Origin of the sequence: Phaeacidiphilus oryzae TH49 (assembly GCF_000744815.1) — a bacterium.
Lineage (GTDB): Bacteria > Actinomycetota > Actinomycetes > Streptomycetales > Streptomycetaceae > Phaeacidiphilus > Phaeacidiphilus oryzae.
Genome location: NZ_JQMQ01000005.1, coordinates 4,694,495 through 4,720,081, shown reverse-complemented (window position 1 = coordinate 4,720,081; position 25,587 = coordinate 4,694,495). Strand labels below are relative to the sequence as shown.

Annotated in this window: 22 protein-coding genes and 1 tRNA gene; 9 read left to right on the top strand and 14 right to left on the bottom strand. The window is 72.1% G+C overall.

The features are described 5' to 3' along the window. Positions 1-1,581, top strand: a complete 1,581-nt coding sequence (locus tag BS73_RS24665; protein ID WP_037576045.1) for a GMC family oxidoreductase — start codon at positions 1-3, stop codon at positions 1,579-1,581. 66 nt (positions 1,582-1,647) lie between these two features. Here the strand turns inward: BS73_RS24665 and BS73_RS24660 are convergent, their stop codons facing one another. From BS73_RS24660 to BS73_RS24650, 3 genes are all read right to left on the bottom strand, one after another. Then, positions 1,648-2,622 (bottom strand): MBL fold metallo-hydrolase, encoded by a 975-nt coding sequence (locus BS73_RS24660; protein WP_037576043.1) that lies wholly within the window; start codon positions 2,620-2,622, stop codon positions 1,648-1,650. 31 nt (positions 2,623-2,653) lie between these two features. Next, the gene (locus BS73_RS24655; protein ID WP_037576041.1) at positions 2,654-4,960 is read right to left on the bottom strand and encodes a terpene synthase family protein; all 2,307 of its coding nucleotides are present in this window, start codon (positions 4,958-4,960) and stop codon (positions 2,654-2,656) included. A gap of 69 nt (positions 4,961-5,029) precedes the next feature. Next, positions 5,030-6,295: a DUF445 domain-containing protein gene (locus BS73_RS24650; protein WP_084704332.1), complete on the bottom strand. Its 1,266-nt coding sequence runs from the start codon at positions 6,293-6,295 to the stop codon at positions 5,030-5,032. A 301-nt stretch (positions 6,296-6,596) separates the two neighbouring features. Between BS73_RS24650 and BS73_RS24645 the strand changes: the two genes are divergently transcribed. Further along, on the top strand, positions 6,597-9,062 hold the full coding sequence (locus BS73_RS24645) for an MFS transporter (RefSeq protein WP_037576035.1): 2,466 nt from the start codon (positions 6,597-6,599) through the stop codon (positions 9,060-9,062). A gap of 32 nt (positions 9,063-9,094) precedes the next feature. Here the strand turns inward: BS73_RS24645 and BS73_RS24640 are convergent, their stop codons facing one another. From BS73_RS24640 to BS73_RS24630, 3 genes are all read right to left on the bottom strand, one after another. Continuing rightward, positions 9,095-10,069, bottom strand: a complete 975-nt coding sequence (locus BS73_RS24640) for an ABC transporter ATP-binding protein (protein WP_037576033.1) — start codon at positions 10,067-10,069, stop codon at positions 9,095-9,097. 84 nt (positions 10,070-10,153) lie between these two features. After that, entirely contained in the window at positions 10,154-10,969 is an 816-nt protein-coding gene (locus BS73_RS24635; RefSeq protein ID WP_037576030.1) for an ABC transporter permease, read from the bottom strand. Then, positions 10,962-11,777, bottom strand: coding sequence for an ABC transporter permease (locus tag BS73_RS24630; protein WP_037576028.1), 816 nt, complete (start codon positions 11,775-11,777; stop codon positions 10,962-10,964). The genes BS73_RS24635 and BS73_RS24630 overlap by 8 nt, the downstream gene beginning before the upstream one ends. 371 nt (positions 11,778-12,148) lie before the next feature. Here BS73_RS24630 and BS73_RS24625 point away from each other — a divergent pair, with 371 nt between their 5' ends. After that, positions 12,149-14,461 (top strand): transglycosylase domain-containing protein, encoded by a 2,313-nt coding sequence (locus BS73_RS24625; protein WP_051940446.1) that lies wholly within the window; start codon positions 12,149-12,151, stop codon positions 14,459-14,461. A 62-nt stretch (positions 14,462-14,523) separates the two neighbouring features. Here the strand turns inward: BS73_RS24625 and BS73_RS24620 are convergent, their stop codons facing one another. Beyond that, positions 14,524-14,826 (bottom strand): GroES family chaperonin, encoded by a 303-nt coding sequence (locus BS73_RS24620; protein WP_051941539.1) that lies wholly within the window; start codon positions 14,824-14,826, stop codon positions 14,524-14,526. Positions 14,827-15,015: 189 nt separating this feature from the next. Then, the gene (locus tag BS73_RS24615; RefSeq protein WP_051940444.1) at positions 15,016-15,402 is read right to left on the bottom strand and encodes a DUF3618 domain-containing protein; all 387 of its coding nucleotides are present in this window, start codon (positions 15,400-15,402) and stop codon (positions 15,016-15,018) included. A gap of 199 nt (positions 15,403-15,601) precedes the next feature. On the opposite strand from BS73_RS24615, the gene bcp reads away from it, so the two are divergent. Beyond that, entirely contained in the window at positions 15,602-16,084 is a 483-nt protein-coding gene (gene bcp, locus BS73_RS24610; RefSeq protein ID WP_037576021.1) for a thioredoxin-dependent thiol peroxidase, read from the top strand. 161 nt (positions 16,085-16,245) lie between these two features. Next, positions 16,246-16,719, top strand: coding sequence for an RDD family protein (locus tag BS73_RS24605; protein WP_051940442.1), 474 nt, complete (start codon positions 16,246-16,248; stop codon positions 16,717-16,719). A gap of 122 nt (positions 16,720-16,841) precedes the next feature. Here the strand turns inward: BS73_RS24605 and BS73_RS24600 are convergent, their stop codons facing one another. Beyond that, positions 16,842-18,320 carry a carbohydrate binding domain-containing protein gene (locus BS73_RS24600; protein WP_051940440.1) on the bottom strand — a complete coding sequence of 493 codons (1,479 nt, stop codon included), beginning with the start codon at positions 18,318-18,320 and terminating at the stop codon, positions 16,842-16,844. A 231-nt stretch (positions 18,321-18,551) separates the two neighbouring features. Here BS73_RS24600 and BS73_RS24595 point away from each other — a divergent pair, with 231 nt between their 5' ends. Then, positions 18,552-19,547, top strand: a complete 996-nt coding sequence (locus tag BS73_RS24595) for an HNH endonuclease signature motif containing protein (protein WP_037576019.1) — start codon at positions 18,552-18,554, stop codon at positions 19,545-19,547. A gap of 43 nt (positions 19,548-19,590) precedes the next feature. Further along, positions 19,591-19,673, top strand: a tRNA-Leu gene (locus BS73_RS24590). 42 nt (positions 19,674-19,715) lie between these two features. Here BS73_RS24590 and BS73_RS24585 read toward each other — a convergent pair. From BS73_RS24585 to BS73_RS24575, 3 genes are all read right to left on the bottom strand, one after another. Continuing rightward, on the bottom strand, positions 19,716-20,330 hold the full coding sequence (locus BS73_RS24585) for an XTP/dITP diphosphatase (RefSeq protein WP_037576017.1): 615 nt from the start codon (positions 20,328-20,330) through the stop codon (positions 19,716-19,718). 6 nt (positions 20,331-20,336) lie between these two features. Continuing rightward, a complete protein-coding gene (gene rph, locus BS73_RS24580; RefSeq protein ID WP_037576015.1) occupies positions 20,337-21,062 on the bottom strand; it encodes a ribonuclease PH in 726 nt (241 codons plus the stop codon). A 103-nt stretch (positions 21,063-21,165) separates the two neighbouring features. Beyond that, complete coding sequence (locus BS73_RS24575; protein WP_037576013.1) at positions 21,166-21,402, bottom strand: glucose PTS transporter subunit EIIB; 237 nt, start codon at positions 21,400-21,402, stop codon at positions 21,166-21,168. 240 nt (positions 21,403-21,642) lie between these two features. Between BS73_RS24575 and BS73_RS24570 the strand changes: the two genes are divergently transcribed. Next, positions 21,643-22,950, top strand: a complete 1,308-nt coding sequence (locus BS73_RS24570) for a PTS transporter subunit EIIC (protein WP_037576009.1) — start codon at positions 21,643-21,645, stop codon at positions 22,948-22,950. Between the two features lie 121 nt (positions 22,951-23,071). After that, positions 23,072-24,337 carry a PTS transporter subunit EIIC gene (locus BS73_RS24565; protein ID WP_037575999.1) on the top strand — a complete coding sequence of 422 codons (1,266 nt, stop codon included), beginning with the start codon at positions 23,072-23,074 and terminating at the stop codon, positions 24,335-24,337. A 15-nt stretch (positions 24,338-24,352) separates the two neighbouring features. Here the strand turns inward: BS73_RS24565 and BS73_RS24560 are convergent, their stop codons facing one another. Then, entirely contained in the window at positions 24,353-25,099 is a 747-nt protein-coding gene (locus BS73_RS24560) for an MBL fold metallo-hydrolase (RefSeq protein WP_037575997.1), read from the bottom strand. A 184-nt stretch (positions 25,100-25,283) separates the two neighbouring features. Next, positions 25,284-25,481, bottom strand: coding sequence for a MerR family transcriptional regulator (locus BS73_RS24555; protein WP_037575995.1), 198 nt, complete (start codon positions 25,479-25,481; stop codon positions 25,284-25,286). Positions 25,482-25,587 lie beyond the last annotated feature (106 nt).

Below are 25,587 nucleotides of genomic sequence, written 5' to 3'. Positions count from 1 at the left end.
ATGACCGAAGAGCACAACCCGTCCCACCAGGAGGAGTTCGACTACGTGGTGGTCGGCGGCGGCACCGCGGGGAACGTGGTCGCGGCCCGGCTGAGCGAGGACCCCGGCGTCCGGGTCTGCCTGCTGGAGGCGGGCCCCTCCGACGTCGGCGACGACGCCGTCCTCCGGCTGGACCGCTGGATGGCCCTGCTGGAGTCCGGCTACGACTGGGACTACCCGGTCGAGCCGCAGGCCAGCGGCAACAGCTTCATGCGGCACGCCCGGGCCAAGGTGCTCGGCGGCTGCTCCTCCCACAACTCCTGCATCGCCTTCTGGGCCCCGCGCGAGGACTTCGCCCACTGGACCGCCGAGCACGGGCTGCGCGGCTGGACCGCCGACGAGGTCTACCCGCTCTACCAGCGGCTGGAGACCAACGACAGCCCGGGCGACCACCACGGCCGCAGCGGCCCGGTGAAGATCCGCCAGATCAAGCCGAACGACCCGTGCGGGGTGGCGCTGCTGGAGGCCTGCGCCCAGGCCGGCATCCCCACCGTGCCGTTCAACGCGGACCGGCCGGTGCTCCGCGGCGCCAACTTCTTCCAGATCAACTCGGACGAGGACAACGTCCGGCAGTCCTCCTCCGTGGCCTACCTCCACCCGATCATCGGCAGGCGGCCCAACCTGGAGATACGCACCGGCGTCCGGGCCAGGAAGCTCACCTTCGACGGCACCCGCTGCACCGGCGCCCAGTACCTGGACGCGGACCTGCTGCACACCCGGACCGTCCGGGCCCGCCGCGAGGTGGTCGTCTCCTGCGGCTCCATCGACACCCCGAAGCTGCTGATGCTCTCCGGGATCGGCCCGGCCGAGCACCTCCGCTCGGTCGGCGTGGACGTCCTCCTGGACTCCCCCGGCGTCGGCGAGAACCTCCAGGACCACCCGGAGGGCGTCATCATGTGGGAGGCCGCGCGGCCCATGGTGGAGACCTCCACCCAGTGGTGGGAGGCCGGCATCTTCTACGACACCGAGCCCGGGCTCGACCGGCCCGACCTGATGTTCCACTACGGCTCGGTGCCCTTCGACCTGAACACCGCCCGGCACGGCTACCCGACCACCGAGAACGCCTTCTGCCTGACCCCGAACGTCACCCAGGCGAAGTCCAGGGGGACGGTACGGCTGCGCACCCGGGACTTCCGGGACAAGCCGATGGTCGACCCGCGCTACTTCTCCCACGAGCACGACCGCCGGGTGATGACGGAGGGCCTCAAGCTGGCCCGGCGGATCGCCGAGCAGCCGGCGCTGGCCGGCTGGAAGGGCGCCGAGCTGGCCCCAGGACCGGACGTCCGCACCGACGACGAGCTCTTCGACTACATCGCCAAGACCCACAACACCGTCTACCACCCCTCCTGCACGGTGCGGATGGGCGCCGACGGGGACGTCATGGCGCCCCTGGACTCCCGCCTCCGGGTCAAGGGCGTCCAGGGCCTGCGGGTGGCCGACGGCTCGGCGATGCCGGACATCATCACCGTCAACCCGTGCATCACCACCATGATGATCGGTGAGAAGTGCGCCGACATGCTGAAGGCGGACGCCGCCGCCTGACGGCTCCCCGAACCGCCCCGGGGCCGGCCGTCTCGGCGGTCGGCCGGCCCCCGGGGCTCCCTCCGCCTACCCGGCCTTCCCGGCGGGCCGGGGGACGGCCGCGAACCGGGCCGCCGCGTCCGGGTCGTGGGCCGGCACCACCTGGATCTCGGGGGGCAGCGCCGCCAGCCGGTGGAGGGTGGTGAACGCCTCCGGCGGATCGGCGTTGACGAGGGCGCCGGGCATCGGCGCGAGCTGCCGGACGTGCGCGATCTGCGCCCGATGCCAGACCGCGTCCCCCGCCAGCAGCACCCGGCGCCCACCGTCCAGCGCGAGGAGCAGTCCGACGCTGCCGGGGGTGTGGCCGGCCAGCTCGACCAGCACCGCCGAGCCGTCCCCGAAGAGGTCGAGCGACCGCTCGAAGGACAGCACCGGCGGCCCGTCCAGCTCGTACTCCGCCAACTCCCGGCCCCGCAGCGGGAGCCGGGCGAAGCCGAGCGGCGCCTCCGGCCCCCCGTCCAGGGCGAAGGCGCGCTCCACCGCCCGGACCCGGACCGGCAGCCCGTCCGGGAGGTCGAGCAGTCCGCTGACGTGGTCCCAGTGGAGATGGGTGGGGAGCGCGAAGTCGATGTCCGCCGCGTCCACCCCCTGCTCCCGCAGCGCCTCGCCCAGCCCCCGCACCGGCTTCTCCGGGGCCACCAACGACCGCAGCGGCTGCGGCAGTTCGGGCAGCACCCGGCGGTGGACGTCGGCGCAGAGCGCCGGGTCGACCAGGAACCGCGCCCGGGGGTGCTCGACCAGGAAGCCGCCCATCCCGATCGGGGTGCGCAGCGGCAGGCCCCAGATCCCCTCGGCCAGCACCACGGTGGGCACCGCGGCCCGGCCCTGCGGCAGGGCGGTCAGCCGGACGGTCCGGGCCGCCGGCGGCGCCGGCCGCTCCCGTACCCGCTGCCGCAGGGCCCCGAGCAGCCGGCCGTTCTTCGGCCACGGCCGCAGCACCCGCCCCGGCGTGGCGGCGATCGCCCGGCAGCACTCCATCCACGGTCCTGATGCCATTGCCATGCCCGCAGGGTAACCATTGCCGTGCCCGTTCTCAGCGGCGCGTCAGCGAGGGCACGCGGAGCGAGGAGGTGCCCAGGCCCGTGGGGACCGGAGCCGGCCAGTCCCGCGGATCCGGCGGGTCGAGGGGGCGGCGGAGTTCGCGCTCGCGGTAGCGGTCCACCTGCTGGTGCCAGTTGAGGATGCCGGACATCCAGTGCCGGAGCTCCTCGAGGTAGGCGTCGAGGGCCGCGCGCTCCTCGGGGCCGAGGGACAGGGCCTCGGCGACGACCGGGAGTTCGTGGTCGGTGAGGCGCTGGAACTCGCGCATCCGGGCGGCCGCGAGGTCGGCGCCCAGCGCGATCGCCCGCTCGGCGTCCCAGTCGAAGAAGGAGCGGGCCACCGGGACGATGTTGTGGAACTCGCCCTCGTACTGGATCTCCTTCCGGTAGGAGTAGAGGTCGTTGAGGAGGCAGGCGTAGTCGCTCGCCGCGTTCTCCGCGGCGCGCATCGGGCCGCTGGTGAGCAGCCGCTCCGGCAGGCGGCGGCCGTGGCCGATCCGGGCCAGGGCCATCGTCATCGGCGAGCCGAAGGTGAGCCGGCGCGTCTCCACGTAGTCGACCGGATCCGGGATGCGGCGCTGGGCCAGGTTGGAGAGCTCCCACAGCCAGGAGTCCAGCATCAGGTCGACGGTGGCGCGGAAGTCGCGGCGGTTCTCCGGGGTCATCGAGCGGGCGGTGCGCTCCCAGACGTCGAGGAGGCCGCGCTCCAGGGCGTTGGCGGGCACGGCGGTGGACCGGGCGTCCACGCCCATCAGCAGCTTGAGGCGGTCGTTCTGGGCTCGGGCGCCGGCCAGGTCGCCGGCCCGGCCGAAGACCGCAGGGTAGTAGTCGTCGCCGTAGGTGCCCCAGGCCAGCCAGGCCGAGCCGAGGTCCAGCTCCTCCTGGGTGGCGTCCGGGTGGAGGCCGGCCGCGCACAGCGGGAGATCGATGGCCTCCAGCCGGCGGGCGTCCCAGACGTAGGAGGCGGGCACGCCGGGCTGCGGGCGCAGCAGGCCGATCCGCTCCACCCAGCCGCGCAGATTGCCCCTGGCCCGGTCGAGGAGGGGGCTGAGGCGCAGCTGGAAGGGCATCGGGAGCTCGGGGGCGGTGTAGTCGCCGACGTCCTCGTACGGGCGGTAGGCGTACCGGCGGGCGCGCACCCCCTCCGCGCGCGGGTTGCTGCCGAGGGCGGCGAGGGAGCCGGCGGCCGCGTCTCCGACCGGGAGGAGGGCGGGAACGGCGAAGGGGTTCCAGGCCGAGGAGGCGGCGGCGGAGGCGGCGGCGGCGGGGGCGTCCAGGGCGCCCTGGTTCATGTAGCGGGAGGAGCGCAGATGCCACTCGTGGCCGCCGGACTGCCAGTCCTGGAGGCCCTTGAGATAGCGGCCGACCCGCGCCCACTCCTCCGGCCGCAGCCCGAACTCGGCCAGCAGCGGCGGCAGTTCGGTCAGCGCGGTGTGCTCGAACTGCTGCACCCGGGAGGTGAGGAGGTCGTTGACGGCCTCGGCCGCCTCCTGCGTCCCGCAGCCCAGGAACTCCTCCAGGACCAGCACCCCGTTGCTCAGCTCGCCCTCCTCCTCGACCTCCCGCTGGTAGGAGAAGAGGTCGTTGCGCAGATGGACGGCGTCCGAGAAGGCGTCCCGCAGGACGCCCAGCGGGCGCGAGTGCGCCACCCGCTCCGGCACCTCCGCGTCGGCCGCGAACTCGACGATCCCGGCCGACCAGGGCGCCCCGCCGACCTTCCGCCGCATCTCGATGTACTCCAGCGGGTTGGCCACCCGCCGGTCGTTGATGTTGGACAGCTCCCACAGCGACTCGTTGAGGAGGTTCCGGGTGCTCTCCGCGAACCGGGACCGCCAGTCCGCGGACATCGAGGGGACCGTCCGCAGCCACAGGTCGGCGAGACCGGCCTCCACCGGATTGGTCGGCTCGGGCATCTCCTTCGCCGGCTCCGCGCCCATCGGCATGAAGCGCTCCAGGCGCTCCAGGTAGGCCCGCCCGCCGGCCAGGTCTCCCGTGCGCTTGAAGACGTCCAGGAAGTGGTCGTCGAAGAAGAAGACCCAGATGTACCACTCCGTCACCAGCGCGAGGACGTCCTCCCCGCAGTCGGGGTGGGTGTAGCCGCAGAGCAGCGGGTAGTCGTGGGCGTCCAGGTCGCGCTCGGTCCAGATCCCGGAGCCCTCCAGCATCCCCCTCGCGCGCGCCCACTCGCGGGAGCGCGGGCGGACGGCGTCCACGTGCGGGTTCAGTCTCGCCGGATAGGCGACGTAGAAGTCGGGGAGCTGGAACGGCTGTCGACGCGGCGTCGGTTCCGAGGAAGCCATGCGCGATGGCTACCCGAGCCCCGGCGGCGCCATCCACCTGCAGCAATAGTCAGATGATCACAGCCAGGTTCACAGCCAGGTGGAGGCGGTGTGGATCAGCAGCCCGGCGAAGGCGCCGACCACGGTGCCGTTGATCCGGATGAACTGCAGGTCCCGCCCGACGTTCGCCTCGATCTTCCGGGACGCCTCGTCCGCGTCCCAGCCGGCCACCGTGTCCGAGATCAGCGAGGTGATGTCGCTGCGGTAGGTGGTCACCACGTACTCCGCGGCGTCCCCCAGCCACTTGTCGGCCTTGCCCTGCATCCGCCCGTCCGAGGCCAGCCGGCGGCCGAAGGAGCGGATGGCCGAGGTCGCCCGGCGGCGCAGCTCGCTGTCCGGGTCCTCGGCGGCCTCCATCACCATCGTCCGCACCGCCGACCAGGCCGAGGCGATCAGGCCCTGCACCTCCGGCCGGTCCAGCAGGTCGTTCTTGGCCCGCTCGACCCGGGCGATGGTGTCCGGATCGGTCTGCAGCTCCTTGGCGAAGTCGGCCAGGAACTCGTCCAGCGCGCCCCGGGCCGCGTGCTCCGGGTCGTCCCGCATCTCGGTGGCGAACCGCAGCAGCTCCCGGTAGACCCGGGTGCCGACCTGCCGGTCGATGAACCGCGGGGTCCAGCCGGGCGCGCCCTGGGAGACCGTGGCGACGATCCGGTCCTCGTGGGTCACCAGCCAGTCGTGCAGCCGGTTGACCACCATGTCCACCACCCCGCGGTGGCCGCCGTCCGCGAACACCCGGGCCAGCATCTGCCCTATCGGCTGGGCGATCTGGGTGGCCTGCGCCCGCCTGGTCACCGCCTCGCCGACGACCGCCTGCACGTCCTCGTCCCGCAGCACCCGCAGGGCGCCGCGCAGCGCCGCCGACAGCTCCTTGGTCACCCGTTCCGCGCTGCCCGGCGCGGCCAGCCACTCGCCGGCCCGCCGGGCGACCGACAGGCCGCCGAGCCTGGCCCGCACCACCGGTACGGCGAGGAAGTTCTCCCCCACGAACTGGCCCAGGCTGCGGCCGAACACGTCCTTCTTGGTGGGGATGATCGCGGTGTGCGGGATCGGCAGCCCCAGCGGGTGCTTGAAGAGGGCGGTCACCGCGAACCAGTCGGCGAGCCCGCCGACCATCCCGGCCTCCGCCGCGGCCTGCACATACCCGGCCCAGTCCCAGGACCACCAGCCGCCGCCGGACCGAAGGCCCCAGGTGGTGAGCGCGTACACCAGGGTCGCGCCGAGGAGGAAGCCGGTCGCGACCGTCTTCATCTTGCGCACCCCGCGGCGCTTGAGCGCGTCCGACTCGGTGTACTGCATTCCGGGCACCTGGGGCGGGTCCGCCCGGCCGGGCCTCCCCGCGTCTGCGGGCAACGCGGACAGCGACGAACTGCCGTTCGCACCCCGCTTCTCGAACTGATCCACGCCCTCAGTCTCACCCACAACCGACCGCACGGCCGCCGACACCCCCCTTCGCACGGCGGCGTGCCCACGTCACCATGCCGTCACGGCCGTCTCCGGCCCCCCTGGGCGCCGCTTCGCGAAACGGCTGACCTTTCGTCACCAGGCCGTTCCGTAAAAGGCTTCCACAGCGCTCACCCAGCGGCTTACCCTCTGCGCCATGGCGATAGCCGTGCCCGGACAGCAGACGGCCCAGGCGCCCGTGCCCCACCGCTGGTGGGCCCTCGGCGTCTTCGGACTGGCCCAGCTCATGGTGGTGCTGGACGCCACCATCGTGAACATCGCGCTGCCCTCCGCGCAGCAGTCCCTCCACTTCGACAATGACGGCCGGCAGTGGGTGGTCACCGCCTACTCGCTGGCCTTCGGCTCCCTGCTGCTCTTCGGCGGCCGGCTGGCCGACCTGTTCGGCCGGAAGAACACCCTGCTGATCGGCCTGGTCGGGTTCGCCGGCTCCTCCGCGCTGGCCGGCGCCGCACAGAACTTCTCCACCCTGGTCGCCGGCCGGGCGGCGCAGGGCGCCTTCGGCGCGCTCCTCGCGCCCTCCGCGCTCTCCCTCCTCACCACGACCTTCACCGAGCCGCGCGAACGCGCCCGCGCCTTCGGCGTCTTCGGCGCGCTCGCCGGCGGCGGCGGCGCCATCGGGCTGCTCCTCGGCGGCGTGCTGACGGAGCACCTGAACTGGCGCTGGACCCTCTTCGTCAACCTGATCTTCGCCGCCCTCGGCGTCCTCGGCACCCTCGCCTTCGTCCGCCGCCCCCCGAAGCCGCCGAGGCCGACGCTGGACGTCCTCGGCACGCTGCTGGCCGCCGCCGGGCTCTTCTGCCTGGTGTACGGGTTCGCCAACGCCGACACGTACTCCTGGCACGACCCGATGTGCTGGGGGTTCCTCTCCGGCGCCGCGCTGCTGCTGATCCTCTTCGTGCTGTGGGAGCGCAGGGCCGCGCATCCGCTGCTGCCGCTGCGGATCCTCGAGGACCGCAACCGCGCCGCCTCCTACCTCTCGGTCTTCGTCACCGGGATGGGGATGTTCGGCGTCTCCCTCTTCCTCACCTACTACCTGCAGCAGACCCTCCACTACTCACCGGTCCGGGCCGGCGTCGCCTATCTGCCGATGGTCGCCGCGCTGATGGTGTGCGCCCAGATCGGCATCAACCTGCTGGTGCCGCGGATCGGCGGCAAGCCGGTGATGCCGGTCGGCGCGGCGCTCGCCGCGGGCGGGCTCTACCTCCTCTCCCGGATCGGGCTGCACAGCAGCTACACCGGGGACGTGATGCCCGGCCTGATCCTGATCGGCGCCGGAATGGGCACGATGATGCCGCCGGCGATGAGCCTGGCCACCCTCGGCGTCGCCCACCGCGACCAGGGCGTCGCCTCGGCGATGGTCAACACCATGCAGCAGGTGGGCGGTTCGATCGGCACCGCCCTCTTCAACACCATCGCGGCCACCGCCGTCACCGACTACCTCAGGAACCACCAGCCGGTCACCCCGCTGGTCGGCGCGAACGCGGCCGTGCACAGCTACACCGTGGCCTTCCGCTGGGCCGGCGCCTTCTTCCTGGTGGTGCTGGTGGTGGCGGGCCTCCTCTACCGCAAGGGCTCGCCGATGGCGCAGATGCGCGCCGCCCACGCGGCCGCCTCGGCCGGGCACGACGCGGACTTCGTGGTCGAGCCCGCGGAGCAGCCGGGAGCGGAGGCGGCGGAGGCGCTCGGCCCCGCCGAGGCCGACACGGCGGCCCTCCCCGCCGTCGAGCCGGCCGGCGGCACCGCCGCCACCACCGCCGCCGTCCCCGCCCTCCCGCCGCCGGACTCCGGCTCTCCCGGCTCTCCCGGCTCTCCCGGCCCCTCCGGCTCCGGCCGGCCCGGCGTCACCGGCCGGGTGGTGGACGCCTCCGGCGCCCCGGTGGCCGACGCCGTCCTCACCCTGGTCGACCCGACCGGCCGGCAACTCGCCCGCGCGCACAGCCACGCCGACGGCAGCTACCGGATCGACCCGCCGGCCTCCGCCGACGGCGCCTGCGTCCTGGTCGGCGCGGCGCACGGCCGCCGGCCGAGCGCCGCCCTGCTGCGGCTGCCCGCCTTCGGCGGCGTGCTCGGCCACGACGTGGTGCTCACCGGGCAGGGCGGGCTGACCGGCACCGTCACCTCCGCCGAGGGCACGCCGCTGCCGGACGCCCTGGTGGTCGCGACCGATCCGCACGGAGAGGTGATCGGCTCCTCGACCACCGGCCCCGACGGCGGCTACCGCTTCTCCGCCCTCTCCCCCGGCGCCTACGTGGTGACGGTGAGCGCCCCGGGCACCCGGCCGGTCGCCCACTCGGTCTCGGTGGACGGCACCGCCGGCCCGGCCGAGCACCACATCCGGCTCGCCCCCGCGGCGGAGGTCAGCGGCACGGTACGGAACCGGTCCGGGCGCCCCCTCGCCGACACCCGGGTCTCCCTCCTGGACGCCACCGGCAACGTGCTGGACGTCCGCACCACCGCCCACGACGGCAGCTACGCCTTCCCGAACCTGTCCTCCCAGGACTACACCCTGGTCGCCACCGGCTACCCGCCCCGAGCCACCCCCATCCGCCTGGACGGCCAGGCCTCCGCACTGCTGGACCTCGAACTCACCCACGACGACTGAGCCCGGGCGGGACCGGGGCAGAAGATACGGGGCTACACCCCGCCGCCCGCCGGCACGGCGTCCCCCACCTCGCCCGCGTACAAGCGCGCGATCACATCCTCGATCGCCGGCTCCCGAAGGGAGAGATCCACCACCGGGGCCACCGCCGCCACCGCCGCCACCAGCGGCGCCGCGCTCGCCCCCGCCGGGAACGCCAGCCACTGCCGGGGCCCGTCCACCCGCACCGTCCGCGCTCCCGGCACGGCCAGCGGCGGCCGCTCCTCGGCGAGGTCCACCACCAGCGTCCGCTCGCTCTCGCCCAGCCGGTGCAGCCCGCCCAGCCCGCCGTCGTACACCAGCCGACCGTGGTCGATCACCATCACCCGGGAGCACAACTGCTCGATGTCGGTCAGATCGTGGGTGGTCAGCAGCACCGTCGTCCCGCGCTCGGCGTTCTCCGCCCGCAGGAAGGAGCGCACCCGGTTGCGGCTCAGCACGTCCAGCCCGATCGTCGGCTCGTCCAGGTAGAGCACCTCCGGCTCGTGGAGCAGCGCCGCCCCGATGTCCCCGCGCATCCGCTGCCCCAGCGACAGCTGACGGACCGGCACGTCCAGCAGCGGCCCCAGCTCCAGCAGCTCCACGCAGCGGTCGAGCACCGTGCGGAACCGCTGCTCCGGGATCCGGTGCATCCGCCGCGCCAGCCGGTACGAGTCCCGCAGCGGCAGGTCCCACCACAGACCGGTGCGCTGCCCGAAGACCACCCCGACCCGCCGGGCCAGCTCCACCCGCTGCCGCACCGGGTCCGCGCCCGCCACCCGCAGCCGCCCCGCGGACGGGACCAGGATCCCGGTCAGCATCTTCACCGTGGTCGACTTCCCGGCCCCGTTCGGCCCGATGTAGCCGACCATCTCCCCGGCCGCCACCTTGAAGTCCAGCCCCCGCACCGCCTCCACGGTCCGCCGCCGGCGGCTCCACCACCGGCCCTCGCGCACGCTGAACCGCTTCTCCACACCCGAGACCTCGATCATCGGCCCACTTCCCCTCGACTCGTCTTCCGCTCGGTTTCCGCTCGTCTTCCGTTCGGTTTCCGTTCGGTTTCCGCTTGGTTCCGGTCAGCTTCCGGTGCTCCGGTAGGCGCGCAGCCCCGCGCGCCAGCACAGCGCGGCGAGCGCCGCGAAGAGCGCGGCCACGGCCGGCGAGGCGAACCGCAGCCAGCCGGGCAGCCCCTCCGGCAGCGGCCGGCCCAGCACATACGCCGCCGGCACCCAGTTGGCGAACCCCAGCGGCACCCCGTACAGCACCCCCCGGACGAGGTCCCGGCCGTAGACCGTCGGCGGGTACTGCAGCAGCGTGGATCCGCCGAAGGTCAGCGCGTTCTGCGCCTCGGCCGCGCCCGGCACCACGATCTGGAAGCCGGCCGCGGCCACGAACACCGCCCCGAAGATCACCGTCCCGGCCACCACCAGCAGCGGCACCATGGCCACCCGCCCCCAGGTCCAGTCGATCCGCAGCGAGACCAGCGACCAGGCCAGCACCCCGGCGCCCTGCAGCACCCGGCCGAGCCGGCGCGGCGCCATCCGGTCCGCGGCCAGCTGCGCCAGGGCCGGCGCGGGCCGCAGCAGCACGGTGTCCAGCGAGCCGTCCCTGACCCGCTCGCCGACCTGGTCCAGGCTGCCCACCGTCAGATCGGCCAGGCCGAGGCAGATCGCCGAGGTCCCGTAGAGGAAGGCCACCTCGGGCAGCGACCAGCCGCCGAGCCGCTGGACGTGGGTGAACATCACCGCCAGCACCACGAAGTCCAGGAAGGTCACCACCAGGTTCCCGGCCGTGGTCAGCCAGAACGACCAGGGGTAGGCGAGCGAGGACCGCAGCCACATCCCGGCGATCAGCCCGTACGCGCGCAGCCCCTGCGCCCCCGTGTCAGCCACCCTGGAGCACCACCTTCCGCACCGCCGTGGACTGCACCAGACGGCCCAGCGCCAGCAGCACCGCCGCCCAGGCCAGCTGCTGCCCGAGGCCGGCCGCGAGGGCCGCGCCCACCCGGCGCTGGAGCAGGACGTCCGCCGGGATCTGCAGCACTCCGCTCCACGGCAGCGCCTCGGCGATCCGGGCCATGGTGGGCGGGAAGAGCTGGAGCGGCAGCAGCATCCCGGACAGCACCATGCCGCTGACCATGAGGAGCTGCCGCAACCCCATGGTGTCCACCACCCAGAAGCCGGCCAGCGCGACCAGATAGCGCAGCGCGAAGCTGACGACGACGGCGAGCAGCACCGACAGCAGGAACGCCCCGACGGTCAGCAGGACGGTGGCGGCACTGCCCTGGGGGAACCTCAGGTGGAAGGCGAGTGCTCCGGCGAGCATCGGCACCGAGCCGCGGACCAGCAGCTCGTAGCCGGCCCGGCCGAGGTCCGTCGCCAGCCACCAGCTCTGCTGGTCGACCGGACGGGCCAGGTCCACGGCGATGTCGCCGCTGCGGATCCGGCTCTCCAGGTCGTTCTGGAAGCCGCCGCCCCACAGCGCGACCGTCGCCAGCAGGGCCTGACCGATCCAGGCGAAGGTCAGCGCCGACGTGGCGTCGTATCCGCCCAGATGCGGACGGGTGTGCCAGAGCGCGAGATACGTGTAGGCGATGATGAACCCGAAGGCGGTGTTCGCGACCACGCCGGCCGCGGTGGCCGCGCGATAGGTCGCATAGCGCCGAAAGCCGCCGCCGGCGACGGCGAGATAAAGCCCCAACCCTTTCCCTCCTATTCTTTTCCGGCCCCGGCCCCGGCCCCGGCCCCCGCCCCGGGAGGGAGCCCCGGAGAACGAAAGGGGCGGGGGCCGGGGCACACAGCAGGAAACCTCCGCGCGCACGCAGCAGTAGCCCCGCGAGACCGACCCCCCGGGGGGCCCTCGCGTGGCGAGTCGCTGCTATGCCGTTGTCGCTCGTCGATCCTCGGCCGTACCTGTTCCCACCGGAACGGTAGCGTCCCCGCTTCCGCCGCGCAGGCGGTTTTTCCGGCCGCGCCACGGAAGGCGAATCGTTCCTCCGCGGCTCATAATGCAAGGGTCTCGTGACGGTGCGTCAAACCCGCGTCATTCCACCCGCCCGGAGGAAGCCAGTCGTGAGCCAGGACGACCCGGACAGCCCCGACCACCCCATGAGCCGGGACTCCCTGGAGTCCGAGGACCGCGCCGACGGCGGCGGTCCGGGCCTCAGCGGCGGCCAGCGCCGTCGCGCCAAGCGTCGCGCGCGCAAGGCCCGCAGGCGCGCGATGCCTTGGTACCGTCGGATCGTGCCGACCTGGCGGATGGTCGTGGGTGGGATCGTCACGATCATCCTGGCCTGTGTGGCGGCCTTCGTGATCGCCTATCTGGCCGTCTCGGTACCGGACCCGAACGCCCTGGCCACCGCGCAGAGCAACGTCTACTACTACTCCGACGGCCGGACCGTCCTCGGCCGCACCGGCGACATCAACCGCGAGTCGGTGCCGATCGACCAGATCTCCACCCCGATGCAGCACGCCGCGGTCTCCGCCGAGGACCGCTCCTTCTACTCGAACACCGGCATCGACGTCCGCGGCATGATCCGGGCCGGATGGAACGTGGCGACCGGCAAGGGGCTGCAGTCCGGTTCGACGATCACCCAGCAGTACGTGAAGAACTACTACCTGAACCAGTCCCAGACCGTCACCCGCAAGATCAAGGAAGTCATCATCGCGCTCAAGGTCGACCAGACCCAGAGCAAGGACGACATCCTGGCCGGCTACCTCAACACCAGCTACTTCGGCCGCGGCGCCTACGGCGTGGAGGCCGCCGCCCGCGCCTACTACGGCGTCGACGCCTCCCAGCTGAACGTCGCCCAGGCCTCCTACCTCGCCACCCTCCTCCAGGCCCCGAGCGCCTACGACGTCTCCACCGCGACCGCCGCCGGCCGCCAGGCCGCCCTCAACCGCTGGAACTACGTCCTGGACGGCCAGGTCAAGCTGCACTGGCTCACCCAGGCCGAGCGGAACGCGGTCAGGTTCGAGGAGCCCAAGTCCCCCGGCGCCGTCAGCAGCGGAACCGGCGGCCAGGCCGGCTACCTGATCGACATCGCCGACCAGTACCTCACCGCCAACAACGTCGTCGACGACGCCACCCTCAGCTCCGGCGGCTGGCGGATCGTCACCACCTTCGACAAGAAGGACCAGGACGCCCTCGCCAAGTCGGTCAAGGACCGGCTCTCCGCCTCCCTGCCCAGCACCACCCAGGCGAAGGACGTCCGGGTCGGCGCCAGCTCGGTCGACCCGAACTCGGGCAAGGTGCTGGCCGCGTACGGCGGGCCGGACTACGCCACCCAGCCGTACAACGACGCGGTCCGCGACGACATCCAGGTCGGCTCCACCTTCAAGGCCTTCGACCTCGCCGCCGGCCTGCAGAACAACGCCACCACCCAGGACGGCCGCCCGATCACCCCGTCCACCTACTACGACGGCACCAGCGGCCGCACCGTCCAGGGCCTCCCGGCCGGCGTCCACTACGCCCCGCCCAACGAGGACAACGTCGACTACGGCAACATCACCCTGCGCTACGCCATGCAGAAGTCGGTCAACGCGGTCTACGCCCAGGAGGCCGTCGACGCCGGGCTGAACAACGTCCGGAACACCGCGATCGCCCTCGGGCTCCCGGAGAACACCCCCGACATGTCGGCCGGCAACCCGGCCCTCGCGCTGGGCGTGGCCACCCCGTCCTCGCTGTCCATGGCCGACGCCTACGCCACCCTGGACGCCCACGGGGTGCACCGCCCGGCCTGGTCGGTGGAGGAGATCTCCCGGAACGGCGAGAAGCAGACCCTGCCGCAGAACGACCCGACCACCGCGATCACCCGCAGCGCGGCGGACGACGTCACCTCCGTGCTGCGGAACGTGATCAGCTCCAACGGCACCGGCTACGTGGCCACCGGCCTCGGCCGGCCCGCGGCCGGCAAGACCGGCACCACGGACGACAACAAGTCCGCCTGGTTCATCGGGTACACCCCCCAACTCACCACCGCCGTCTGCATGTTCGCGGAGAACCCGCAGACCCACGCGCGCGAGTCGCTGGGCACGGCGGCCGGCATCACCCGGGTCAACGGCGGATCGTTCCCGGCCCAGATCTGGACCGACTACATGTCCTCGGCGCTCTCCGGCCGGCCGGTACAGGACTTCCAGCTGATGGCCGGCACCGACAACGGCTCGACGCCCTCGGCCAGCCCGTCCCCCTCGCCGACGCCTTCGCCGACGCCGACGGCCTCCCCGACGCCGAGCACACCGGCGACCACGCCGCCGCTCTCCCCGTCGCCCAGCCCGACCTTCCCCACCCCGACCGCCCCGGTCCTCCCCACCGCCCCCGGCAGCGGCCCGACCAGCCCCGGCAACCCGGTCTCGCCCCTCAGGCAGCAGGAGTGGCCGGGCTGAGGCCGGCCGGGAGGGTCAGCCGCGAGGTTCGGCGGGACGTCCCAGCCGGGACGTCCCGCGGTTCACAGGTAGAGCCCGGTGGAGTCCCCGGTGTCCCCCACCCGCTCCGAGGCCACGGCGTGGATGTCGCGCTCCCGCAGCAGCACGTACATCACCCCCCGGACCTCGACCTCCGAGCGGTCCTCCGGGTCGAAGAGCACCCGGTCGCCCGGCTCGATGGACCGGACGTTCTGGCCGACGGCCACCGCCTCCGCCCAGGCGCACCTCTTGGAAAGGGCCGCGGTCGCGGGGATCAGGATGCCGCCGCTGGACTTCCGCTCCCCCTCCACGGAGTCCACCCGCACCAGCACCCTGTCGTGCAGCATGCGGATCGGGAGCTTCTCCCCGAAGGAGTCGTGCGGGGCCTGAGCGGCGTTCTTCGGCGCGGACTCGGTCACTGCTTCGCTCACCTCGGGCTGGACACTGTCACTCACGCCCATGAAGGTACCCGCCCGACGCCCCCAGCGGGGCGCCGGGTCACGTCCGGCGCGCTGCCGGCGCGGCTCCGCCGGTGCTCAGCGGCGCTTCCTCGACTTCTTCGAGCGGCCCGAACCCGCGTCGCCGCCCCGCGCGGACAGCACCGCGATCCCGACCACGACCGCCGCCGCGGCGCCCGCCGCCAGCGCGATCCGGTCCTTGCGCGGCTCCCCCTTCTCGTCCTTGAACTGCGACGACACCCGCTCCACAGCACCGTTCGCGGCCGCGTACGCCCGTCCGACGGTACGGTCCACGGCCGCCCGCGCCTGCGCCTTCGCGTCCGCGGCGATGGTGGAGGGATGGACGCGCACCGCGAGCTCGTCCAGCGTCGCTGCCAGCTGCCGGCGGGTACGGACGATGTCCGCCTCGATCTCGGCGGTGGAACGCCCGTCGGGGCCACCACCCCGAGTACTGACCTCGCTCAACAGGACACCTCACTTATCCGACTGGTCCGCGGGATCCGGCGCCGCGCGCACCCTGCGCCGCGCACTCCCGACAGTCTGTCAGGTCCCCGCCCCGAGCGCGCAGCGGCACCCGTCCTTACGTGTACTTCCGCGATTCTGGAGTACGTTTCAGCACGCACCGACGAACACCACCTCCTACCAGCCCGAGGAGCGAACCACCGTGAGCGACCGCCTCTCCCCCGGGGACACCGCGCCCGCCTTCTCCCTCCCCGACGCCGACGGCGAGCAGGTGTCCCTCGCCGACCACCTGGGCAAGGGCCGGCGCACCATCGTCTACTTCTACCCCGCGGCACTGACACCCGGCTGCACCAAGCAGGCCTGCGACTTCACCGACAACCTGGACGTGCTGGCCGCCGCCGGCTACGACGTCATCGGCGTCTCCCCGGACAAGCCGGAGAAGCTGGCCAGGTTCCGCGAGAAGGAGAACCTGCGGGTCACCCTGGTCGGCGACCCGGAGAAGAAGGTCCTGGAGGCCTACGGCGCGTTCGGCGAGAAGACCATGTACGGCAAGAAGGTCACCGGCGTGATCCGCTCCACGGTCGTGGTCGGCGAGGACGGCAGGGTCGAGCACGCCTGGTACAACGTCCGCGCCACCGGCCACGTCGCCAAGCTCCTCAAGGACCTGGCCATCCCCGCCTCCTGACCCGCTCCGCCCCGGTCCCCGGCGCGGGTGAGCTTCGTTGCGCCGAACGGACGCAGCGCGGGCGACCCGGCGCCCTCCCGGGGAAAGGCTGGTGGGCGGTACGCGGTGACCAGGCGTCACCTGCGCGTCCGCCCGCCCGCCCAGGAGCCCGGAGGCAACCGATGACCATCAGCAGCGCCCCCATCGCCTCGATCCAGGAGGGCGACGTCGACGTCGTCTGGCGCCGGGTCGTGCAGTACGTCGTCGACGGATTCCTCAGCGCGATGATCGCCGTGCCCTTCGCCGCGGTCTTCTACGCGCTGCCCACCGGCCCCGACGGCGCCGTGCGCTGGCCGGTGGTCGCGGTCGTCCTCGCCGTGCTGTGGGGCGTCCTCGCGGTCGCCGCATACCTCTGGTACTGGGTGCTCCGGCCGGCCGCCACCGGGAAGACCTGGGGGATGGAACTGATCGGCGTCCGCATCGTCCGCGCCGACGGGGCCCTCCTCAGCCGCACCGACACCCTGGTCCGCGGACTGCTGTTGCTCGTCGACGGGCTGTTCCTCGGACTGGTCGGACTGATCAGCATGCTGGCCACCCGGGACCACCAGCGGATCGGCGACCTGGTCGCCAAGACGCTGGTGGTCCGGGACTTCTGATCCCCGGCGAGAGGGACCGCGGGGGACCGCGGGGGACCGCGGGAGGGACCAGGGGAGGACCCGCGCCGCCGCAGGCGTGATGTGGGGGCGTCCGGCCCGCGGCGGCACGGGAGACCGCGTGCTCAACCGGTGTACCGGGTGATGGTCCTGGTGAAGTCGTACGGGCTCTGGTCGACCGAACTGCAGGCCCCGTCCGCCCAGTTGTGCGGCACGCTCGGATCGCAGACCCGGTCCCGGTTCACGTCCCAGTAGGAGAACTGGGCGACGTGCTTGGACTGGGCGAAGGCCAGCAGGTCGGTGAAGGTGCTCTGGGTGAACAGCTCGCTCGGCTGGTCGGTGTGGCCGTTCATCAGCTGGATCCCGGTGTGCGCCCAGGCCGTCGCCGAGTCCCAGCCGAAGAGCGCCGTCAGCTGACCGTTGACGTCGTCGGCGACGGTCTCGGCCGCCTGCGTCTCCGTCCCGGAGGTCAGCCCGAAGTCGAAGTCCATGATGTTCACCCGGTCGATCCGGGCACCGTCCGCGATCCCCTGCCGGATCTCGTCCTTGCCGGTGTCCGGCAGCCCGACGCTGGTCATCGGAATGGTCAGGGAGACCTTCAGGCTCGGGTTCGCCGCCTCCAGCTGCTTGATCGCGCCCCACCGCACCTCCATGCCGCTGTCCAGCGCGGTGTTCTCCCAGTCCAGGTCGATCCGGGTGAGCTGGTACTTGTCGATCACCTGCTGGTAGGCGGCGGCGAGGGCCGAGGCCGATCCGCAGGAGGAGCCCAGCTCGGTGCCGTTGTAGCCGCCGAAGGAGACGCCGACGTCCCCGCCGGCCGCGCGGATCGCCTGGACGTCGGCCGCGACGGCGGTGTCCGAGGCCACCGTGTGCGCGGCGTCCCCGTCCCAGGCGGGCGTGCATCCGCCCGAGTCCAGCACGAAGGCGAGGAGGAACTCGTTCTCCCCGCTGCCGGAGACGATGTCGCCGACCGCCTGGGGGCTGTTGTCCAGCGGCATGAAGTAGACCGGATGCGCGAAGCCGGGATCGGCGGGGGGCGGCGTCGTCGAGCCGGAGGTCGAGGTGGGGGTGGGCGTCGGCGAAGTCCCCCCACTGGGTCCGACCAACGACAGGTCGTCCGCCCCGAACGTGCCCTCCCCGTACCACCCGTGGACGTAGACCGTCACCGAGGTGGTGTCCGCCCCGGTCGTGAAGGTGGTCGACAGCCGCTGCCAGCCGCCGCCGCTGCCGGGCGTCCAGGCACTGGTGTCGCTCGTCCCCGTACCGCTGTCGCCGAGGTAGACGTAGTTCCCCTCCACCTCGCCGCTGAGGGTGTACGTCGAGTTCGGCGCGACCGCGACGGTCTGCGCGCACTGCGCGTCATCGCTCGCCGAGGCGCTGCCCGCGAGCGCCCCACTCCCGTCCTCGACCGGCGAACCGACGACCGCGTCCGCCGCCGAGCAGTTCCAGGGGCTCAACGTCCCACTTTCGAACCCGCCGTTGGCCAGCAGCTGCACGCTGTCGGCGCGGGCGGCGCCGCCACTGAACGCCAGCAGCCCCACTCCGCCGCCCGCGACCAGCGCGAGCGCGAGGCCGGTGGCGCCCCACCCTCTCGTGCGTCCCATCTCCCACTCCCCCGACCCGAGGCACTCCGACGGAACCGAGCACCGTACAAGTTGGCCTGGACCAAGCCCCGCGTCAAGCCCCCATTCACAACCGTTCCCTTAACCCGAACCAAACCTCCAGCTCACGACACATCAACTCCTCATTGGCCTAGCCCAATTGGTCAAGACCATGGCAGCGCAACCCAGGCGTTCGCCACTCGTTGACCCCTACGAACCCGGGGAGGGAACACCATGCGCACCGCCACCTGCACTCGCGAGGAGCTCGCCGCGGCCGCCGCCGCTTCCGCCAACTGGTCCGACCTGATCCGCCGACTCGGCCGCCGGGAGAGCGGCGGCCTGCGCACGCAGCTCCAGAGACTGGCGGCCGAGTTCGCCATCGACACCAGCCACTTCAAGCAGCGCAGCCCCTGGACGCGCTACACCGACGCCGCCATCACCGCCGCCGTCGCCGAGTCCGGCACCCTGCGGGAGCTCGCTCTCGCCCTCGGCGCCGTCCCGGCCAGCGGCACCCTCAGCCATCTGAGCCGACGCGTCAAGCGGCTCGGCCTGGAGGGCCGCTTCCCCGCCATGCGCCCCGGGCGCCCCACCCTGGACCTGCCGCCCGAGGCCCTGCGTACGGCGGTCGCCGCGGAATCCAGCTACCGCGGTGTCGCCCGCCGGCTCGGCCTCGGCGACGATCAGGCCAGCCGCGGGGTCCTCAAGCGCACCATCGCCGAACTCCGGATCGACACCTCGCACTTCACCTACGGCGGCGGTGCCCGCCACCGGGTCCCGCCGGAGCTCCTGGCGGAACTGGTGGCCAGGTCCACCAGCTACGCCGAGGTACTCCGCGCGCTGGACCTGCCGACCACGCCCCACGAGCATCGCCGGCTGCGTACCGCGATCCAGCGCACGGGATTGGCCACCGGCCACTTCACCGGCCGTTCCGGCGACATCGACCGGGGCGCCCACCGGCGGAAGCCGCCGGCCGAGGTCCTCTGCGTCCGGCCCGCCGGTTCGGCCCGACCGTCCCGGAGGCCGCTGCTCGCCGCGCTCCTCAAGACCGGCGTGCCGTACCTCTGCGTCGACTGCGGCCAGGGCCCGGAGTGGCGAGGCAGGCCGCTGGCCCTCGAGATCGACCACGTCAACGGGGACTGGCTGGACAACCGGCGGGAGAACCTGCGGCTGCTCTGCCCGAACTGCCATGCCACCACCGACACCTACTGCCGCCGGAAGCCCTCCGTCTGATGCCGCCCCTCAGCTCCAGCACATAGGATGGGGCCGCGAACCTGCGGCCTTGGCGAAACTGGCAGACGCGCAAGGTTTAGGTCCTTGTGGATAGCATCCGTGAGGGTTCGAGTCCCTCAGGCCGCACCCCGGGCCCCGCCTTCGAAACGAAGGCGGGGTCGCTTCGCCTCAGCCCCCCAGCAACTCCCCCACCACCACCGCCAGCCCCCGGAACGCCTTCCCCCGGTGGGAGATCGCGTTCTTCTCCTCGGGGGTCAGTTCGGCCGCCGTGCGGGTGTCGTCCTCGACGATCAGGATCGGGTCGTAGCCGAAGCCGTTCGCGCCCCGCGGGGCGAAGGCGAGGCTGCCCGGCATCCGGCCCTCGACGACGCGTTCCGTCCCGTCCGGCAGCGCCAGCGCCGCCGCGCAGGCGAAGTGCGCGGCCCGGTGCTCCTGCGCGATGTCGGAGAGCTGCCCGAGCAGCAGCTCCAGGTTGGCGATGTCGTCGCCGTGCCGCCCGGCCCACCGCGCGGAGAAGATCCCCGGCGCCCCGCCCAGCACGTCCACGCACAGCCCGGAGTCGTCGGCGACCGCCGGCAGCCCGGTGGCCTTCGCCAGCGCGTGCGCCTTCAGCAGCGCGTTCTCGGCGAAGGTCACCCCGGTCTCCTTGACGTCGGGGACCTCCGGGTAGTCGTCCGCGCCGACCAGGTCGACGTCCAGGCCCGACTCCCCGAGGATCACCCTCAGCTCGCGGATCTTGCCGTGGTTGCGGGTGGCCAGCACCAGTTTCTGACGATCGGTCACGACTGCTCAGCCCTCCAGCGCCTTGCGCTGCACCGCGTCCAGCTCGCCGCAGCCCAGCACGCCCAGGTCGAGCAGCCGGTCCAGTAGCGAACGGTCGAACGGCGCGCCTTCCGCGGTGCCCTGCACCTCGACGAACCGGCCGTCCCCGGTGCAGACGATGTTCATGTCGGTCTCGGCCCGGACGTCCTCCTCGTAGCAGAGGTCGAGCATCGGCACCCCGTCGATGATGCCGACGCTGACCGCGCTCACCGCACCGGTTAGCGGCTCGGCCTTGGGCTTGACCAGCTTCTTCGTCTTCGCCCAGCCGACCGCGTCGGCCAGCGCCACATACGCTCCGGTGATGGCCGCGGTCCGGGTCCCGCCGTCCGCCTGGAGGACGTCGCAGTCCAGTACCACGGTGTTCTCGCCGAGCGCCTTGTAGTCGATGACGGCGCGCAGCGAGCGCCCGATCAGGCGGGAGATCTCGTGGGTACGCCCACCGATCCGGCCGCGCACGGACTCGCGGTCGCCGCGGGTGTTGGTGGAGCGGGGCAGCATGGAGTACTCGGCGGTGACCCAGCCCTCCCCGCTGCCCTTGCGCCAGCGCGGGACGCCCTCGGTGAAGCTGGCGGTGCAGAGCACCCGGGTGTCTCCGAAGGAGACGAGCACGGAGCCCTCGGCGTGCTTGCTCCAGCCCCGTTCGATGCTGATCGGGCGGAGTTGGTCGGGGGTGCGGCCATCGATGCGTGACATGGCAAATGAGCCTATCCGTTCCGGTGTCCCGGCAGCGCCGAGGGCCCGCGTCCGCAGAGGGTGTCCTGCGGTCGCGGGCCCTGGGCCGGGAGCCGGCGGGAGGTCACTCCATCATGTCCTCGATGTCGGCGGCGATCGGGTCGGCGTCGGTGCCGATGACGACCTGGATCGCGGTGCCCATCTTGACGACGCCGTGCGCCCCGGCGGCCTTCAGCGCGGCCTCGTCGACCTTGGACGCGTCGTGGACCTCGGTGCGCAGCCGGGTGATGCAGCCCTCGATCTCGTCGATGTTGTCGATGCCGCCGAGCCCGGCGACGATCTTCTCAGCCTTGCTGGCCATGCGCTTCTCCTGTTTCCGAACACCGTTGTCCTCATGGACCAGGTTTCCCCCGACATGCCGGGGTTCTCCTGATTCGTCACGGTAACCCACGGTCGGCGCAATGCCAGCGTGTTGTCGCCGACCCGGCCTCGTGCGCACCCGACGATGGCCTGTACGGCGGCTCGGACTGCCGTCGCCCAGGCCGACTGGTCTACACCACCAAAGAATAACCGCAGCCAGCGGGATCGGAGACGAGCGCCGATGAGTGCCTCCAGCGCGACAGCCCCGTCAGGCGGACGCCACTTCTGGCAGAGCTTCTACAACGGTCTGCAGAAGATGGGCCGCAGCCTCCAGGTGCCGATCGCGGTGCTGCCCGCGGCCGGCATCCTGAACCGCCTCGGCCAGCCGGACATCTTCGGCACGGACGGGCTCGGCTGGGACAACGTGGCCAAGGTGCTGGCCGGCGCGGGCTCCGCGCTGCTGGACTCCTCGCTGGGCCTGCCCCTCCTCTTCTGTGTCGGCGTCGCGATCGGCATGGCGAAGAAGTCGGACGGCTCGACCGGCCTGGCGGCGGTGGCGGCGTTCCTCGTCTACTACACCGTCCTCCACCAGTTCCCGCAGGACTGCCCCGCTGGCCAGACCTTCGCCTCGGCCGGCCTCGGCGGCGTCTGCGTCGATCCCCACGGCACCGCCGCCCCGGCCACGTACCAGAACCCGAGCGTCTTCGGCGGGATCATCCTGGGGCTGCTGACCTCGTGGTTCTGGGTGCGGTACCACCGCACCAAGCTGGTGGACTGGCTGGGCTTCTTCAACGGCCGCCGGCTGGTGCCGATCATCATGTCGGCTGTGGCCATCTGCTTCGCCGTCCTCTGCCTGCTGATCTGGGGGCCGATCGGGGACGGTCTGCAGTCCTTCGCGCAGTGGATGAGCGACCGGGGCTCGATCGGCTCCGGGATCTACGGGGTGGCGAACCGGGCGCTGCTGACCATCGGCATGCACCAGTTCCTCAACACCTTCCTCTGGTTCCAGTTCGGCTCGTTCACCAAGGGCGGGGTGACCTACAACGGCGACATCACCCGCTTCCTCCACGGCGACCCGACGGCCGGCCAGTTCCAGTCCGGCTTCTTCCCGATCATGATGTTCGCGCTGCCGGCCGCGGCGATGGCGATCGCCCGCTGCGCCAAGCCGCATCGCCGCAAGGAGGTGACCGGCATGATGATCTCGATGGCACTGACCTCCCTGGTCACCGGCGTCACCGAGCCGATCGAGTACTCCTTCCTCTATGTGGCCCCGGCGCTGTACGGCATCCACGCCCTGCTGACCGGCGTGTCGATGGGGGTGACCTGGGCCCTCGGGGTGCACGCCGGATTCAGCTTCTCGGCCGGTCTGATCGACTACGTGATCAACTGGAGCCTGGCGACCAAACCGTGGCTGATCCTGCCGATCGGCGCCTGCTTCGCGGCGGTCTACTACTTCCTCTTCCTCTTCGTGATCAAGCGGTTCGACCTGAAGACCCCCGGCCGCGAGGACGAGGACGAGTCCCGGGAGGCCTCCATCACGAAGGACTAACGGTTGGCCCGGACCAGGGCCTTCTCCCAGGTCCGGGGTTCCCGCGCGGGCGGGCGCCGTGTTAGAAAGCTGGTCTAAACCACTGAGTGGTTTAGACCAGTACTCTCTGACAAGGAAGTCCATGAGTTCGACGACCGCCCCGGCGGCCACCGCCCCCGCAGCTCCCGCGAAGAAGCGCGGCTCCGGCCTGTTCCAGGGACTGCAGAAGGTCGGCCGCAGCCTGCAGCTCCCCATCGCCGTCCTGCCCGCGGCCGGCCTCCTGGTGAGTGTCGGCAACCTCATCGGCGGCTACCTCCACGACGACTTCTGGACCCGGGTCTCGAAGATCTTCCTCGCCGCCGGCAGCGGCATCCTGGACGGCGGCCTCGGCCTGCCGCTCCTCTTCTGCATAGGCGTGGCCATCGGCTTCGCCAAGAAGGCCGACGGCTCCACCGCCCTCGCCGCGGTGGCCGGCTTCCTCGTCTACCACAACGTCCTGACGGCCTTTCCGCCGATCCCCGGCACCGTCACCGCCGAGGCCCCGTCAGGCAGCCCGATCAACCCCGGCGTCCTCGGCGGCATCATCATCGGCCTGATCACCGCGGTGGTCTGGCAGCGGTACCACCGCACCCGGCTGGTGGACTGGCTGGGCTTCTTCAACGGCCGCCGCCTGGTGCCGATCCTGATGGCCTTCATCGGCACCGCGCTCGGCATCCTCTTCGGTGTCGTCTGGGGCCCGGTAGGCGACGCCCTCAACCACGTCTCCGACTGGCTGATCGGCCTCGGCGCGGCCGGCTCCGGCATCTTCGGCCTGATCAACCGGCTGCTGATCCCGATCGGGATGCACCAGTTCGTGAACACCTTCATGTGGTTCCAGGCCGGCACCTTCCACGCCGGCGGCCATGTGTTCCAGGGCGACCTGACCCGCTGGATGAACGGCGACCACTCCGCCGGCCAGTTCATGACCGGCTTCTACCCGATCATGATGTTCGGCCTGCCGGCCGCCGCGCTGGCGATCGCCCACGCCGCCAAGCCGCACCGCCGCAAGGAGGTGCTCGGCATGATGCTCTCGATGGCCGCGACCTCGTTCGTCACCGGTGTCACCGAGCCGATCGAGTTCACCTTCATGTTCATCGCACCGGTGCTGTACGCGATCCACGCCGTGCTCACCGCGGTGTCGATGGCGGTCACCTGGGCGCTGGGCATCCACGCGGGGTTCAGCTTCTCGGCCGGCCTGATCGACTACGTGGTCAACTGGCATCTGGACACCAAGCCGTGGCTGCTGATCCCGGTGGGACTGGTCTTCGGCGTGGTGTACTACGCGGTCTTCCGCTTCGCCATCGCGAAGTTCGACCTCAAGACCCCCGGCCGGGAGGACGAGGACCCCGCCGCCGAGAGCGTCTCCTGACGGAGCGTCACAAGATCAGATCTCGTACACCGTATCCGGCCGGGCCAGCCCGACCGGTGCGGCGTACGCGCGTTCCGCGTCGGCGCGGTTCCGCTCGGGGTCGGTCCACGGCGGGATGTGGGTCAGCACCAGGCGGCGGGCGCCGGCCCGGGCGGCGATCTCGCCGGCCTCCCGGCCGTTGAGGTGGAGGTCGGGGATGTCCTCCTTGCCGTCGGTGAAGGAGGCCTCGCAGAGGAACAGGTCGGCGTCCCGGGCGAGTTCGGCCAGGGCCGGGCAGGGTCCGGTGTCGCCGGAGTAGGTCAGCACCCGGCCGGCGTGCTCGACGCGGAAGCCGAACGCCTCCACCGGGTGGGCCACCCGGGCGGCGGTCACCCGCAGCGGGCCCAGGTCGAAGACGCCGTCCTCCAGGGTGCGGAAGTCGAAGACCTCCTTCATCCCCGGGTGCTCGTCCATGTCGTAGGCGCGGGCCAGCCGCTCGGGAGTGCCGTGCGGGCCGTAGACCGGGACCGGGTCCGGGCAGCCCTCGACCCGGTAGTTGCGGGCGACGTAGTAGGCGCACATGTCCACGCAGTGGTCGGCGTGGAGGTGGCTGAGGAGGACGGCGTCGATGTCGTAGAGGCCGGCGTGCTTCTGGAGGGCGCCGAGGGCGCCGTTGCCGAGGTCCATGAGGAGCCGGTAGCCGTCGGCCTCGACCAGGTAACTGGAGCAGGGCGAGTCGACAGCGGGGAAGCTTCCGGCGCTCCCCACCACGGTCAGTTTCATCCCGCTTCTCCCGCGTGCTCCGCCGGCCATCAGGTCCTTGGCGTCGAGGGTACGGTGGCGCGGGGGCTGCACCACGGGTGGCCAGCTGCGGTGTGTCAGGAATCACCAGGACGGACGGGGCTCGCGCGCCCCGGAGGGGCACCCGGCGGGAACGCGAGTCCCCGCCGGGTCAGCCGTTCGGATCTCAGCCGCGGTTTCCGGGGCGGCTCCCGGCCCAGTCCCGGATCGTCTGGGGGTACCAGCGTGGATGCCCGAGGCGATCGGTGCGATCGGGCTGGGGTAGGAGGCCGTGCCGGCGGTAGGACCGGACCGTCTCGGTCTTGACGCCGATGTGGGCGGCGATCTCCACATAGGACCAGAGCTCGTCGTTCCTCGAACTCATAGCAGCCTCCTCGGGAGTGGGCGTTCGACCTGCCGTTCTTTCCGGCAGGGCCAGACTCGCCCGGCTCAACGAGACCGCTTGTCCATGATTGTCCGCTGTCGACGTT

Excerpts from the sequence above, each read along its gene's own strand:
- BS73_RS24665 (WP_037576045.1), top strand. The coding sequence starts at position 1 with ATGACCGAAGAGCACAACCCGTCCCACCAGGAGGAGTTCGACTACGTG.
- BS73_RS24660 (WP_037576043.1), bottom strand. The coding sequence starts at position 2,622 with ATGGCAATGGCATCAGGACCGTGGATGGAGTGCTGCCGGGCGATCGCC.
- BS73_RS24655 (WP_037576041.1), bottom strand. The coding sequence starts at position 4,960 with ATGGCTTCCTCGGAACCGACGCCGCGTCGACAGCCGTTCCAGCTCCCC.
- BS73_RS24650 (WP_084704332.1), bottom strand. The coding sequence starts at position 6,295 with ATGCAGTACACCGAGTCGGACGCGCTCAAGCGCCGCGGGGTGCGCAAG.
- BS73_RS24645 (WP_037576035.1), top strand. The coding sequence starts at position 6,597 with ATGGCGATAGCCGTGCCCGGACAGCAGACGGCCCAGGCGCCCGTGCCC.
- BS73_RS24640 (WP_037576033.1), bottom strand. The coding sequence starts at position 10,069 with ATGATCGAGGTCTCGGGTGTGGAGAAGCGGTTCAGCGTGCGCGAGGGC.
- BS73_RS24620 (WP_051941539.1), bottom strand. The coding sequence starts at position 14,826 with ATGCTGCACGACAGGGTGCTGGTGCGGGTGGACTCCGTGGAGGGGGAG.
- BS73_RS24605 (WP_051940442.1), top strand. The coding sequence starts at position 16,246 with ATGACCATCAGCAGCGCCCCCATCGCCTCGATCCAGGAGGGCGACGTC.
- BS73_RS24600 (WP_051940440.1), bottom strand. The coding sequence starts at position 18,320 with ATGGGACGCACGAGAGGGTGGGGCGCCACCGGCCTCGCGCTCGCGCTG.
- BS73_RS24595 (WP_037576019.1), top strand. The coding sequence starts at position 18,552 with ATGCGCACCGCCACCTGCACTCGCGAGGAGCTCGCCGCGGCCGCCGCC.
- rph (WP_037576015.1), bottom strand. The coding sequence starts at position 21,062 with ATGTCACGCATCGATGGCCGCACCCCCGACCAACTCCGCCCGATCAGC.
- BS73_RS24575 (WP_037576013.1), bottom strand. The coding sequence starts at position 21,402 with ATGGCCAGCAAGGCTGAGAAGATCGTCGCCGGGCTCGGCGGCATCGAC.
- BS73_RS24570 (WP_037576009.1), top strand. The coding sequence starts at position 21,643 with ATGAGTGCCTCCAGCGCGACAGCCCCGTCAGGCGGACGCCACTTCTGG.
- BS73_RS24565 (WP_037575999.1), top strand. The coding sequence starts at position 23,072 with ATGAGTTCGACGACCGCCCCGGCGGCCACCGCCCCCGCAGCTCCCGCG.
- BS73_RS24560 (WP_037575997.1), bottom strand. The coding sequence starts at position 25,099 with ATGAAACTGACCGTGGTGGGGAGCGCCGGAAGCTTCCCCGCTGTCGAC.
- BS73_RS24555 (WP_037575995.1), bottom strand. The coding sequence starts at position 25,481 with ATGAGTTCGAGGAACGACGAGCTCTGGTCCTATGTGGAGATCGCCGCC.